The 13,115-nt window shown below is 66.9% G+C and carries 10 protein-coding genes; 6 read left to right on the plus strand and 4 right to left on the minus strand.

What is annotated here, in order from left to right; translation table 11 throughout:
* The first annotated feature begins 169 nt into the window (after nt 1-169).
* On the plus strand, nt 170-1,480 hold the full coding sequence (locus tag QM711_RS04435) for an ISL3 family transposase (RefSeq protein ID WP_415096635.1): 1,311 nt from the start codon (nt 170-172) through the stop codon (nt 1,478-1,480).
* An 80-nt stretch (nt 1,481-1,560) separates the two neighbouring features.
* On the opposite strand, the gene QM711_RS04440 is transcribed toward QM711_RS04435, so the two are convergent.
* The 3 genes from QM711_RS04440 to QM711_RS04450 form a co-directional block, all read right to left on the minus strand.
* The gene (locus QM711_RS04440) at nt 1,561-2,151 is read right to left on the minus strand and encodes an HD domain-containing protein (protein WP_415096888.1); all 591 of its coding nucleotides are present in this window, start codon (nt 2,149-2,151) and stop codon (nt 1,561-1,563) included.
* Nucleotides 2,152-2,156: 5 nt separating this feature from the next.
* Nucleotides 2,157-3,188 carry a hypothetical protein gene (locus QM711_RS04445; RefSeq protein WP_415096637.1) on the minus strand — a complete coding sequence of 344 codons (1,032 nt, stop codon included), beginning with the start codon at nt 3,186-3,188 and terminating at the stop codon, nt 2,157-2,159.
* Nucleotides 3,189-4,740: 1,552 nt separating this feature from the next.
* Complete coding sequence (locus QM711_RS04450) at nt 4,741-5,067, minus strand: hypothetical protein (protein WP_415096639.1); 327 nt, start codon at nt 5,065-5,067, stop codon at nt 4,741-4,743.
* A gap of 349 nt (nt 5,068-5,416) precedes the next feature.
* On the opposite strand from QM711_RS04450, the gene QM711_RS04455 reads away from it, so the two are divergent.
* Nucleotides 5,417-6,022 (plus strand): DNA-3-methyladenine glycosylase I, encoded by a 606-nt coding sequence (locus tag QM711_RS04455; protein ID WP_415096641.1) that lies wholly within the window; start codon nt 5,417-5,419, stop codon nt 6,020-6,022.
* A gap of 130 nt (nt 6,023-6,152) precedes the next feature.
* Here the strand turns inward: QM711_RS04455 and QM711_RS04460 are convergent, their stop codons facing one another.
* Nucleotides 6,153-7,499, minus strand: a complete 1,347-nt coding sequence (locus QM711_RS04460; protein WP_415096643.1) for a DUF2254 domain-containing protein — start codon at nt 7,497-7,499, stop codon at nt 6,153-6,155.
* Between the two features lie 469 nt (nt 7,500-7,968).
* Between QM711_RS04460 and QM711_RS04465 the strand changes: the two genes are divergently transcribed.
* The 4 genes from QM711_RS04465 (at nt 7,969) to QM711_RS04480 (ending at nt 13,036) form a co-directional block, all read left to right on the plus strand.
* Entirely contained in the window at nt 7,969-9,891 is a 1,923-nt protein-coding gene (locus QM711_RS04465) for a heavy metal translocating P-type ATPase (protein ID WP_415096890.1), read from the plus strand.
* 188 nt (nt 9,892-10,079) lie between these two features.
* Nucleotides 10,080-10,667, plus strand: a complete 588-nt coding sequence (locus QM711_RS04470; protein ID WP_415096645.1) for a TetR/AcrR family transcriptional regulator — start codon at nt 10,080-10,082, stop codon at nt 10,665-10,667.
* Between the two features lie 93 nt (nt 10,668-10,760).
* Entirely contained in the window at nt 10,761-11,756 is a 996-nt protein-coding gene (locus tag QM711_RS04475; RefSeq protein WP_415096647.1) for an alpha/beta fold hydrolase, read from the plus strand.
* The gene (locus QM711_RS04480) at nt 11,753-13,036 is read left to right on the plus strand and encodes a DJ-1/PfpI family protein (RefSeq protein WP_415096649.1); all 1,284 of its coding nucleotides are present in this window, start codon (nt 11,753-11,755) and stop codon (nt 13,034-13,036) included. The genes QM711_RS04475 and QM711_RS04480 overlap by 4 nt, the downstream gene beginning before the upstream one ends.
* Nucleotides 13,037-13,115: the final 79 nt, after the last annotated feature.

A 13,115-nucleotide genomic window follows, 5' to 3' on the forward strand; every position in this document is an offset into this window, starting at 1 on the left:
TCGTTGCCGAAGAGGTGCGCCTCACCCCGCGCAGGGACTTGTCTTCCTCCGCAGATAAATGGCTCTTCGCAGTTGGCGGTGTAGGCGGGTGAGCGTGGCGGTGTCTGGATGAGGGTCGAGGTCTTCCGATGATGGAAGTTCTCACACTGCCCATCCGGAAGACCTCGACGTGCACCACGCTACCTTCGCGACCCCCGATCTGACGACGTTCTGTCGCCTCGACGAGCTCGGCCTCACTGCCGTCGGGCAGCATCTCGACCCGGAGCGAGCGGTGATCGAGTGTCGCGTGACGGAGCCGGATCCATGGTGTCGTGGCTGCGGGGCGGAGGCGATCTCTCGCGGCACGGTCGCTCGGCGTCTGGCGCATGAGCCGTTCGGGCACCGGCCCACGACGTTGCTGGTCCGGGTGCGCCGGTGGCGCTGCGAGGGGTACGGGCGCAGCTGGCGGGAGGACGTGAGCGCGGCGGCGCCTCCTCGGGCGAAGATCTCCCGCGGCGGGCTGCGCTGGGCGCTGGAGGCGATCGTGATCGATCACCTCACCGTGTCCCGCGCCGCCGCCGGGCTGGGGGTGTCCTGGCACACCGCGAACAGCGCGATCCTCGCCGAGGGCCGCGGGCGCCTGATCGACGACCCGCGCCGGTTCGACGGGGTCGCGGTGATCGGTGTCGACGAGCACGTCTGGCGGCACACGCGTCGGGGCGATCGGTACGTCACGGTGATCATCGACCTCACCCCCGCCCGGGATAAGACGGGGTCGGCGCGGCTGCTGGACATGGTCGAGGGACGCTCTAAGGCCGCGTTCAAGACCTGGCTCGCCGGCAGGCCCCCGGCGTGGCGGGACGGCATCTCGGTGGTCGCGATGGACGGGTTCACCGGGTTCAAGACCGCCGCCGCAGAAGAGCTGCCCGGCGCGGTCCCCGTCATGGACCCGTTCCACGTGGTCCGCCTCGCCGGCGACGCCGTCGACCGGTGCCGGCAACGCGTGCAACAGAACACCCTCGGCCATCGCGGCCGCTCCGGCGACCCGCTCTACGGTGCCCGCCGCACCCCGCACACCGGCGCGGACCTGCTCACCGACAAGCAACGCGCCCGGCTGGAAGCGCTGTTCGCGGTCGAGGAGCACGTCGAGGTCGAGGCGACCTGGGGCATCTACCAGCGCATCGTCGCCGCCTACCGCGAACCCGACAAGAACAAGGCGAAGACCATGATGCAGGCAGTGATCGCGTCGCTACGGTCCGGTGTCCCCGGCCAACTGAAGGAACTACGTCGTCTTGGCCGGACGCTGAAGCAGCGCGCCGCCGACGTGCTCGCGTTCTTCGACCGCCCCGGCACCTCGAACGGCCCGACGGAAGCCATCAACGGCCGCCTCGAACACCTCCGCGGCTCCGCGCTGGGCTTCCGCAACCTGACGCACTACATCGCGCGGTCCCAGCTCGAAGCCGGAGGCTTCAGACCCCACCTACACCCTCGTTTGCGATGAGCCAGATAAATCTGCTAACGATCGCCATACGCCGTCGCCAAGACCGGAGCCGTTGCTCGCCACCCGCAACAGTCAGAGGGTTAGCGAACTTCTGACTCTACACGCGCCGCAACGAGTTCCGACACTTCATCAAAAATCGGGAGGAGCCGATTAAAACAGCGCGTAATCCGCCCTCGAGCGCGTTTGCGAGTCTCCGCATACTGACTGAGCGACGGACGAGCGTGGTGCCCGTCGCCTGCTAGGACGAGAAAGTAAGGGACGATCTTGTCAACGGCGCACACAAATCCCGCCTCACGGCAGTCGTGATCGACGTATTGAGCGAGGGGTGCGATACAGACCCCTGTCGTTATGGACCAGTCTGTCAGGGTCCGAAGCGCGGCAGCCTCTTCGGATGCCTTCTGGCTTCGATCGCGAGCGGAAGCATAAACTGACACGTCCCCAGTGATCGATTCCGCGAAGTCATGCTGGAGCGCCATCCTCAACGCTCTATATCCATCCAACTCAGGAAAGTGCCGCAATAGTTGAGAAACGGTGCAAGCGACATGGAAGCTATGCTCGGCTACTGACTCATGCCGTTCTATGCCCGGAACGACGTTGTGACGCTGCGTCTGCATCAACGGTACAACGAGCATCTGAGTGAGATGGCGAACCTCCGAAGACCAGTCAGTCATCAGGCTCACCGCAAGCCTGCTGCTACTGCGACGCCAAGCGCGCCCACGCCCGCGATCAGAAGCCGCCACTCGATGGGTACCGCGTCTCCAAGAAGGCCTGGGGCTGCAACCGCGGTTGCGGATGCGCCGGCGATCAGCGCCAGCAGCATTCGGGGCGCGAGCGGCCTAGTTACGAGACACCGCAACTCAACCTCCGTTGGAATGTCCGACGGATCGGACGGACTCGCAGGCGAACTGACCACTCGCAGCAGAGTGCGCTTCGGTTGATCCGAAGCCTTCGGGGTGAACCAGAAGTCGACTTGGTCGTACCGCGACCTAACGACGTATCGCTGGTCCGAAATAGACGACAGCACTTCGCCGTCGGTCTCCAACTTGATTGTCCGATTTCCAAAGTCGACACTGTTTCCATAGAACCACGCCCGAACCCTGTAACTGCGCCGGGGGTCGAAAGATAGCCACCCAGTTTCGTCAGCGCTGACCTGCATAGGTGATCCTTTGGAATCTGTGAGTTCAAGCCGCAACAAGTAGGTCTGCGCGAACGTTTCCAGGAGAAGCAGGCGTTCGGTCACTCCCGCCCAACCTTCGGTACCTTTGCTTGACTTCGAACCAAGAGAACCCGATGAGTCCCAGTAGGCCGCGTAGTACTCGTCATGGTTGTTCGATATGCCTTGCCGCACGGCGCTCGACCCGCGCTCGACAATTTCGTCACGAGATCGTGGCCATTGCCCCAGGTCGGGGTATCCCGAAGCCTGGAGCGTAAAGACGTAGGCGTCACCTATCTTCTCGACTGCCGTGACCTTCGCTAGTCGGACCGGAAGTAGAAACTCCTCGGCGGTCGTGTTGTTTCTATTTCCGATGAAGCAAATCAATGCGACCGAACCGATCAGCGAGTTCTCGCCCAGCATCCGCTGAACTTCAGGCGAAAGATATCGCGCCTGGTACCGAAAGTGGAAGCGCGCCCCGTTAGGCATGGCTAGTGCCGTCGCAATGTCGTTGACGTACCGTGGTCGCGCATCAGACGAGTAGAGAACCAGCACTTCAGGCTCCATTCATTAGCGAGTCGGCTAGCGTAAGGTATCGGGGCCACACACGATCAGAAACGAGAGCGTCAACGGTTCTCACCGTCCTGGCTGCATAGTGCAGACCCATCTCCCGCAACTCGGCGTCGGTCGACACAAGGACATCACGTCCCGGCACTCCACCAGGCTGGTCTGGCGTGCAATCAACGACCAAATCAACCCCAGCAGCGGACGCACGCAGCCAGCAGTGACGGTGAATTCCGTCAATGCCCTCGGCCCTTGACACTAGGTCGCCATAGCAGTAGCGGATTTCCACGGTCGGAATTCGGTGAAGGAGCGCGCGTGCGACGTGGACACTCGTGACACCACACTGACCAGCTGACCCGTTCTGAGGGGACAAGCCGATGAAGTCAGGATGCTTCGTCCGGTTCGTCCAGTGTGGCGACACCCTTCGCCGCTCCGTGTTGGCAATCTCCTCGACGAGTGCGCGAAATCCGTCTGGCTCCACCGTGACGCTACTTGAGCGATCGGGAACGTATGGCAAATCCCATGGGCCTGGCCCCGCGGCAACCGCCTTGACCTTCTCAAGACTCCGATAGAACTGAATGTTGGGTGGCATTCTTCGACGTGTTCGCCTGGAAGCGTCGCTTCGAAACCGACGCGTTGTGAACGATCCGTGCTCGTCATACCAATAGGTCACCGGTCGTAGCACGGTGGGACGAAAGCCGCCAGCGAGGACGCTCGCTGCTGTAAAGCCGAGGTAGGGATTTACCGCAGTTACGAGACCGGAGACTCGGTCGTCAGCGAGTCGCATTTGATTCGATATCTGCGCAATGGCAAATGAGAAAGCATTCTTCGGGAGATTAACAATCGAGACTGCTCGCGCCAGAGTGAGCGGCGGGGCACCCGAGTATTCAATCAGCGAGAGAACTCGCGGATCAGTCGAAGTGAATCCCAGATACAAGAGTGGATAGTCACAGTTCTCTTCAAAAAGCCCCCATTCTTGAACCATGTCGGCTCTCGGGGAAAGCAGATAGTGCAACTTAGCTTGATAGAGATATCCTGTCGATGCCATCACCGGGCGCACCTGGACTGGTATATGGCGCCCATCTGTCGTCTCAATACCGGACCGCGTCACTCGCATCTCGGCTGAGATCCGCAGCAGATCGGCCCTGGTGCGCACATCTGCTCGGAACTCCGAGATCAGAGACGCACGATGCCGGACCGCATCGCGGACCTCAGCGTAACTCCGGCGTGCGTCGCGCCAATCCCCGACACCAGGAGACGGAAGGTGAAGGAGCGTCTGAATTTCCAACTGCCGAAGTGACGACCGGCACCCGCGAGCATCGGCACCCATTCGAGTACGTTCCGCAACTAAGACTCGCTCGGCGTCTGCGCGCCTAAATCGCGCGTGGAGGTTTGGAGGCCGCTGACTGGGTAGCGCGCGGTCAGGTGGTAGGTAGCCGTCGTTGTCGAACGCCTTCGAAGGTCCTCGCCCCATGTGGCACCTCTCTCTGTGACGTCGTTCGACATCTCCCAACTTCGCCCTGACCGGATGTTGCTAGACAGCCTAGCGGGGCCGCGCCGTGGGCAGTGGGACGAAGGGGGATGCAGCGGTAGAGTCATCGGTCTGCCGCGCCTCCTCTGGTTGCTGATCGGCCGCCGACGCGGGTAGAAGCCCCGCCTCAACCAGGGCGACGCGGATTGCCTTGCGGTCAACGCCCATCCGGCGACTGATCGCCCGCATCGAGACGCCCGCTCGGGCGAGGCGCACAGCCTCCGCCTTCTCGTCGGGACCGAGCCCTGGGCGGCGGCTCGGCACGTTGCGGCGGCGGAGGTGGGAGAACACCGTGGCACGATGGACGCCGTACCGTTCGGCCAGGGACTTGACACTCATCCCAGCAAGGTAGTCACCGACAAGCTGGTCCACCTCGGAGGCGGTGAGAAAAGTTTGAGCCGTCTCGATAGTCCTCACGACGGGCCCCGATCATCCCTCGGAGTGCTACTCTGGGGCCGTTGAGAGACCTTGTAAACGCCTCGCAACAGGCGGTTGACCAGGGTTTTTGTCTTGGAGGCGGAGTTGCCGAACGTGCTACTTAGGCACTCTGAGCGAAACCCGCTCCGACTAGGCAGCTAAGTCGGAGCGGGTTTCTTTTGTCCAGCACATGGCGGGTTGAGGCTTCGTCGACATCGCCAGGCTCTGTCCGGGCGCGGCTCACGAAGCCCGCGGGTCCTATCCTGAGCCGGTGATCGACGACCTTCGGATCGGGCCCGATGGACGCGCGCGCTGCGGCTGGGTCGGCGACGATGTGGAGTACCGGCGCTACCACGACGACGAGTGGGGGACGCCGTTGCACGGCGACCGGGCACTCTTCGAGAAGCTGAGCCTCGAAGGCTTCCAGGCCGGATTGTCCTGGATCACCATTCTGCGCAAGCGGCCGCGGTTCCGCGCAGCCTTCGCCGGCTTCGACCCCGCGACGGTCGCGGCGTTCGGCGACGCTGAGGTCACACGACTGATGGCGGACGCCGGGATCGTGCGCAACCGGGCGAAGATCGAAGCCACCATCTCCAACGCTCGCCTGGTCACCGCGATGGCCGAGGGTGACCTCGACGCTCTGTTGTGGTCATTCGCGCCACCGCCGCGACCACTGCCGCGATCCTTCGCCGACGTCCCCGCGACCACCCCGGAATCGGTGGCGATGAGCAAGGCACTCCGCGGGCGCGGCTTCCGGTTCGTCGGCCCGACCACGATGTACGCGCTCATGCAGTCCGCCGGCATGGTCGACGACCACCTCCAAGGATGCTGGCGCGCTCCGGCTCCGCGCGGCACCCGGAGTCCCGTTCTCAGGTAGTCAGCAACATCGCGATCAACGCGGAAGGAAGTGCCGATCAACGCGAGGTTTCGCTGGTTGAGCTTGTCGAAAACCCGTTGAGTCTCGACCAACGTCGATCAGCACGTCCCGGGTCGACAGCTGGGACGACCTATTGATCCGCGAGCTGGACGGCGGGCCGCTCGGGCTGTCCGGCCCCGATCAGCAACAACGTCCGATCGACCTCGCGCAGCACCCGTTCGAGATCGTGCGGCTCACGAATGTCTGCTCGCGCGGATGCCCGGACGAGTTTGAGCTCGCGACGCACCATGACCAGCCGCTGCGGAGTCGCCGTCGCGCCGGCGGCGCGGAGTTGCTTCACCAGGGCGAGCAGGACCACCGGCTCCGAGCTGCCCTTGCGCCGGATCTCACCACAGGCGAGTTCCAGATAGTCCTGGAAGTAGAGCCCGGGCACCAGCACCCTGATCGTGCGAGTCGAGTCGATCACTGCCTCGGGGCCGAGCGGCACCCCAGCGATCCTGCCCAACAGCACCCCCAGTTCCGCACAGGACTGCTCGACGGTGTGGTAGTCGAAGACATGCATCGACAGCAACGCCATGTCGACCATCTGAATCGCGCCCAGGGCCACATCGTTGTGACTGCTGCGTCCGGAGCCAATGGTGATCGCCCGATTCACTGCACGGGACAGCGGCTCGGGCCGGACGACGCCGCCGTTGGCCGGGCAGACCCACGCCAGCGGGGTGCCCTGAACCACATGACCACCGATCCCCGGGACCAGCTGGATCACCGCGTCCTCGGCCAGCGCCGCGCGCATCAGGGCATCCATCTGCAGCCGCTGCACGTAGCCCGATCGAGGCGCCAGCAACTGGATGGCTCCGACCGGCGGCTCATCCCAGGGCACGCCGTCCAGGCCGGACATTCCCGCCGATCGTCCGATTCCCGGCGGCTGAGCCAGCACTGCGCGCCGGGCGGCCATTCCGACCGAATTCAGCAGGCTATGAGTTTGCAGGCTGTGCGCGACTCGATCGACGTAGTAGACCAGTGCGGCGATGCACGCGAACAGCAGGACGATGCCCATGGTGACCGCGAGCCGCGGGTAGTTGTCTTGCGCTCCCACCGTGTAAAGGCCGGCCGCGTTGTAGGCGAAAGTGGCGATGAACAGGCCGAACACTATCTGGGTTGGCCGGTCGCGCAGAAACGAGCGAACCAGCCGCGGCGAGTACCGGTTGCCGGCGACCTGGAGGGCCACCAGGGTGAGGCCGACGACAAGGGCGAACACGCCCACGGTCGCGGTCGCGACGCTCAACAGCAGCCGTCGGGCATCCTCGGCACCGCCGTGATAGAGCACCGGGCTGAGCGGGCCATTCTCGGGCAGCTTGACTTCGGCGAGCAGCGCGCCGAGCGCCAGCGCACACACGGTCATCACCAGCGGGACGAACCACAGCGATCCGCTCAGCGTTTCTTTTCGCTGGTCCGACATCATTCCGGTGACCGTCATCTGCCCGACACCTTTCCTTCACCACCGGTTTCCCATGCGTTCACCGATCTGTCGCACAAGGTAGCGCTGCGAATGGGCGATGTCGACCGAATCAGGCATTCGGGTGCGGAGTCGTTGGCGGGTCACCGGACGATCGGATCTGGTTCAGCGGAATATCGCCGGCGCGAGAGCGGTTGTCTCAGATACCCCTAGGGGGTATACAGGAGGCATCATGACGAATCACTTGACACCCGGTCGCACCGACGATCCCGCCCCCGGTGGGGCCCCCAGCACCAGCTACGACGAGCCGTCGGCGCAGGATCACGCAAGCCATCCGGATCCCGGCCACCACACAGATCACTCGCACCACGGAGATAACGCAGACCACGGAGATCACTCCCACCACGGAGATCACGGGGATCACGCAGATCACTCGGGCCATGGCGGCCACGCCGGGCACGCGGAGCATTTTCGGCGGCTGTTCTGGGTGATGCTCGCGCTCGCCGTCCCGGTGGTGGCGCTCTCCCCCATGTTCGCCATGCTGGTCGGCTATCCGGTTCCGGGCGGCCTGCTGGCCTGGGGCGCGCCGGTTCTCGGCACGGTGATGTACATCTTTGGCGGGCGTCCGTTCCTGACTGGCGCGGTCGACGAGATCCGCGGACGCCAGCCCGGCATGATGCTGCTGGTCGGCCTCGCGATCACCGTCGCGTTCGGAGCCAGCTGGGGTGCAACTCTCGGCCTGCTGGATCACTCGCTGGAGTTCTGGTGGGAGCTGGCGCTGCTGATCGTGATCATGCTGCTCGGCCACTGGGTCGAGATGCGCTCACTGGCCCAGACCACCAGCGCACTGGACTCGCTGGCCGCCCTGCTGCCCGATCAGGCCGAGGTGGTCCGCGGCGACGACATCGTCACCGTGTCGCCGTCCGAGTTGACCGTCGGCGACATCGTGCTGGTCCGGCCCGGAGCGAGCGTGCCGGCGGACGGTCGCATCGTCGACGGCGAAGCGGAGCTGGACGAATCCATGGTCACGGGCGAGTCCCGGACGGTTCGGCGCACCGTCGGTGACCGGGTGGCCGCGGGCACGGTCTCCACCGATTCATCCCTGCGGGTCGAGGTGACCGCGACCGGCGACGACACCACCTTGGCGGGCATTCAGCGACTGGTGGCGCAGGCCCAGGCGTCCAGTTCGCGGGCGCAGCGACTGGCGGACCGGGCGGCCGGCTGGCTGTTCTGGTTCGCGCTCGGCACGGCGGCGCTGACCGCGATCGTCTGGGCGGCGCTCGGCTATCCGGACGACGCCGTGCTGCGCGCCATCACCGTGCTGGTGATCGCCTGCCCGCACGCGCTGGGCTTGGCGATCCCGCTGGTCGTGGCGATCGCCACCGAGCGGGCGGCGCGCGCCGGCGTCCTGATCACCGACCGGCTGGCGTTGGAGTCGATGCGCGAGGTCAGCACCGTGGTGTTCGACAAGACCGGGACGCTGACCAAGGGCGAACCGGCGCTGGTCGAGGTGACTGTGGCGCCCGGTGCCGGGGTCAGTTCGGACGAGGTGCTGGCCCTGGCCGCTGCCGCCGAGTCCGACAGCGAGCATCCGCTGGCCCGGGCGATCGTCCGTGCCGCGGAACAGCGTGGGCTGTCGATTCCGGGGAGTTCAGGCTTCCGCTCGGCGCCCGCACTAGGCGTTTCGGCCAGCGTGAACGGCTCCACGGTCCGGGTGGGTGGTCCGCGACTGCTGGCCGAGGCCGGGACGTCCGCCATCAACCAGCCGCAGCCGGACGGCGGCACGATCGTGCTGCACGTGCTGCGCGACGGCCGGGTGATCGGACGGCTCGACCTGGCCGACGAGATCCGGCCCGAGTCGCGGCTTGCGGTTCAGGAACTGCACGACCGAGGCGTGTCGGTGGTGATGCTGACCGGGGACGCCCGCGCGGTCGCCGATCAGGTCGGACGCGAGCTCGGCATCGACACGGTGATCGCCGAGGTACGGCCAGAGGACAAGGCGTCCGAGATCGTCCGGCTGCAGAACGCCGGGGCCAAGGTCGCGATGGTCGGCGACGGGGTGAACGACGCGCCCGCGCTGGCCCAGGCCGATGTCGGGCTGGCCATCGGCGCAGGCACCGACGTGGCCATCGGGTCGGCCGGCGTCGTGCTGGCCGGCGACGACCCGCGATCGGTGCTGTCGGTGATCGATCTGTCCCGGGCCAGCTACCGAACCATGCGGCAGAACCTGTGGTGGGCGGCCGGCTACAACCTGGTCACCGTGCCGCTCGCCGCCGGGGTGCTGGCCCCGATCGGGATCAGCATGCCGATGGCGGTGGGCGCGCTGCTGATGTCGGCGTCCACGATCGTGGTCGCGGCCAATGCGCAGCTGCTGCGCCGGCTCGACCTGGCGCCGAAGCCCGTCGGTTCGTAGGGGTATCCGCGATCAGTCCGAAATCGACCCCAGAGTGGGCGCCCGAGGCGAGTGGTCACGCCTTGGACCTCCCCTTCGCCTGCACCACTCTGGGGTCGATTTCAGAACAAGCCGCGGAACGCCTAGCCATCGACCGAGCAATCCCACCCAAACCCGTACACTGACGTTCGAGCTAAGGGGTGAGGTTGATGGCAACCACCAAGCCGCGCGAGCGGGCCGTGCGTTCGGATTCGATCCGGAACCGCAACGCCATTCTGGACGCGGCCGCACGCCAACTTTCGGCCGACCCGCGGGCCAGCCTCACCGAGATCGCCAAGGCGGCGGGGGTGGGCCGAGTCACGCTGTACAGCCATTTCGCCTCCCGTGACGACCTGCTCGGCGCGCTGCTGCACCACAGCATGGCGCGGATCGAACGCACCCTGAGCGGACTCGACCTGCGGGGCGATCCCTGGCAGGCGCTGGACGCGCTGATCGCCGCCTCCTGGCACCTGCTGTCCGAACTCAGCACGCTGCGCGGCATCGTGGGCCACGCCATGCCCGCTGAGTTGCAGGCCAGCCACGACAAGCCGCGCGCTCGGGTCACCGGCCTGCTGGAGCGAGGTCGACGCGAGGGCGCGTTCCGCGCCGACCAGCCACTCAGCTGGCAGGTGGGCTGCTTCTTCTCGGTGCTGCACGGCGCCGCCAGCGAACTCCAGGCGGGCCACATCACCCAGCCAGAGGTCGAAGCGAACCTCACCGAGAGCATCCGCGCGCTGCTGCGCCCGGTCGCCGGCTGACGTTCACCGGTTCAGTCTTGACTATCTCGTACATAGTTGTATGGTTTAGTTATCTCGTACAGACCAGTACGGTTTAACTAGATCGGGGTCGCCATGACACTCCGCACCTCACCGGCCGCGAACCGGCGGCTGGCCGTCCGCACCACCGTGCGCTGGGCCGGCTGGGCGCTGGCCGCTGCGCTGTTCGTCACCCTCGCCTCCGCCGCGGCACACCTGGCGCTGACCAACCGCGAGCGAGCCGAGTTGAGCGGCTACGGACAGCGGGTGACGCTGCCGTCCGGAGCGGTCAACGTGTACCGCAGCGGCGGGCACGGGCCGTCCCTGGTGCTGCTCAGCGGCCTTGGCACCCCGGCGCCCGCGGCCGACTTCGCACCGCTCATCCGCGAACTCGGCGGCTTCGACGTGATCGTGGTCGAGGGGTTCGGCTACGGCGCCAGCGACCTCGACGTCGGTGACCGCAGCGTCGAGAACATCACCACCGAACTGCACGAGGCGCTGCAGCAGGTAGGGGTGCGACCTCCGGTGGTCCTGGCCGGCCACTCGATCGGCGGCGTCTACGCCCGCTACTACGCCCAGGCCTATCCCGGCGAAGTGTCGGCGCTGATCGGCATCGATCCCACGCCGGCGTCGGCCTCGACGCTCGAGGTCGGCTGGACGCCCACCGCCGGACTGCTCGCCTGGACCGGGCTCCCCCGCTGGGTGCTGACGCTGGCACCGGAGCTGATCCTGCCGTCCGGCACCGCCTACACCGAGGACGAACGGAGCCGCATGCTGACCCTGGCGCGCTGGAACTACGGCAACCGCTCACTCGCCGACGAAGAGGCGCATCTCGCCGCCAGCCTGACCCGGACCGCCGCCCGGCCGTTCCCGTCCGACATCCCGGTGCTCGAGTTCCTCGCCGGTGACAAAGTCGCCGGCGACCCGAGTTGGCTGCCCCGCCATGAACGTGAACTGGCCGGGGTCCGGCAGCACGAGATCCGGATCGTTCCCGGTGAGCACTACCTGCACTGGACTCAGGCGCCGCTGCTGGGCCGTTCGATCGCCGCCTTCGTCGCCCGCGAGGTGCCTACCGGACGGACGGCGCGATGACCACGATGGCGCTCATCCGGGGCGTGGGCCGCGCCGCCCTCGCCGGGTCTCTCTCGATCGTCGCCGTGGCCGGCCTGCTGGCGGCTGGCATCGTCTCCGCAACCGCCGCCTCGCCCACACCGGACGCCGCCGGCCGGTCCCCGCGCACCACGCGGCCCGCCGGTGCCGCGATCACCGTCGCCGTCGTCCTGGGCGCCTCGGGTACCGACACCGCCGACGCGCTGGCCCCATTCGAGGTCTTCGCGAGTTCGCCGGCGGTGTCGGTCTACACAGTCGCTGCTTCGACGGCTCCGGCGTCCCTCGGCAGCGGTCTCGCTCTCGTGCCCGACCACACCTTCGCCGAAGTCGGCAACGGCACCCTTGCGTCGCCCGACCTGATTGTGGTGCCCGCGGTGGAGCGCCCGGACGGCACCGAGGAGGCAGCCGCTCGCGACTTCGTGGCCGGCGCCTACGGTCGCGGCGCGCGGGTGCTCGGCGTCTGCGCGGGCGCCCGCCTGCTGGCCGCGTCCGGGATTCTCGACGGGCATCGGGCGACGTCGCACTGGTCGCGGCTGGGGGCGCTGCGCGGCAGCCGTCCGCAGGTGCGGTGGACGGACGGCGTCCGCTACGTCCAGGACGGCCGGATCACCACCACCGCGGCGGTCAGCTCCGGGATCCCCGGGGCGCTGCGGGTGCTCGCCGACCTGGCCGGGGCCACCGAAGCCGAACGGGTAGGCCGCCTGATCGACTACCCGGGCTGGCAGCCCGGTCAGACCACGGCGATCCCAGCACAGAGGTTCGGCGCCGACGATCTCGGCGTGCTGGCCAACCTGGTGCTGCCCTGGGGACGGCCGGCGATCGACATACAGCTCCGGGACGGGGTCGGTGAGATCGACGCGGCGGCACTGTTCGAGGTGTACAGCTACTCGCAGGCAGCGGGCGCGATCGCGACGTCGTCGACCGGGACGGTGGTCACCCGGCACGGCCTCACCCTGCGCACCGCGGTCGCCGACCCGTCCGTGGACCGCGCCGGGCTGGTCGCCGGTCAGCTGCGCAGCCACACCGGACGCGGCGGGTTCGACGCCGCCTTCGAGCAGCTCAGCCGGGACACCTCCCCCGCCGTCGTGCAGTCGGTGGCGAAGATGCTGGAGTACCCACTCGACCGGGTCAGCCCGCAGGCACCGTCGGTCGCGGCCATCTGGCGGACGCCGATGCTGCTCGCCGCCGGGGCACTCGTCGCCATCGCGGCGGGAAGCCTGCCGTACCTGCTTCGGCGGCGGCGTCGGGCCAAGCGCAGTTGATTCTGACCCGCTCCGGCGTGGTAAGTCTCGCGCCGCGGAGTGGGCTGCACCGCATCTACTGCCGCGCAGCACGGCGTCC

It is taken from the genome of Micropruina sp. (genome assembly GCF_047602385.1).
GTDB lineage: Bacteria > Actinomycetota > Actinomycetes > Propionibacteriales > Propionibacteriaceae > Micropruina.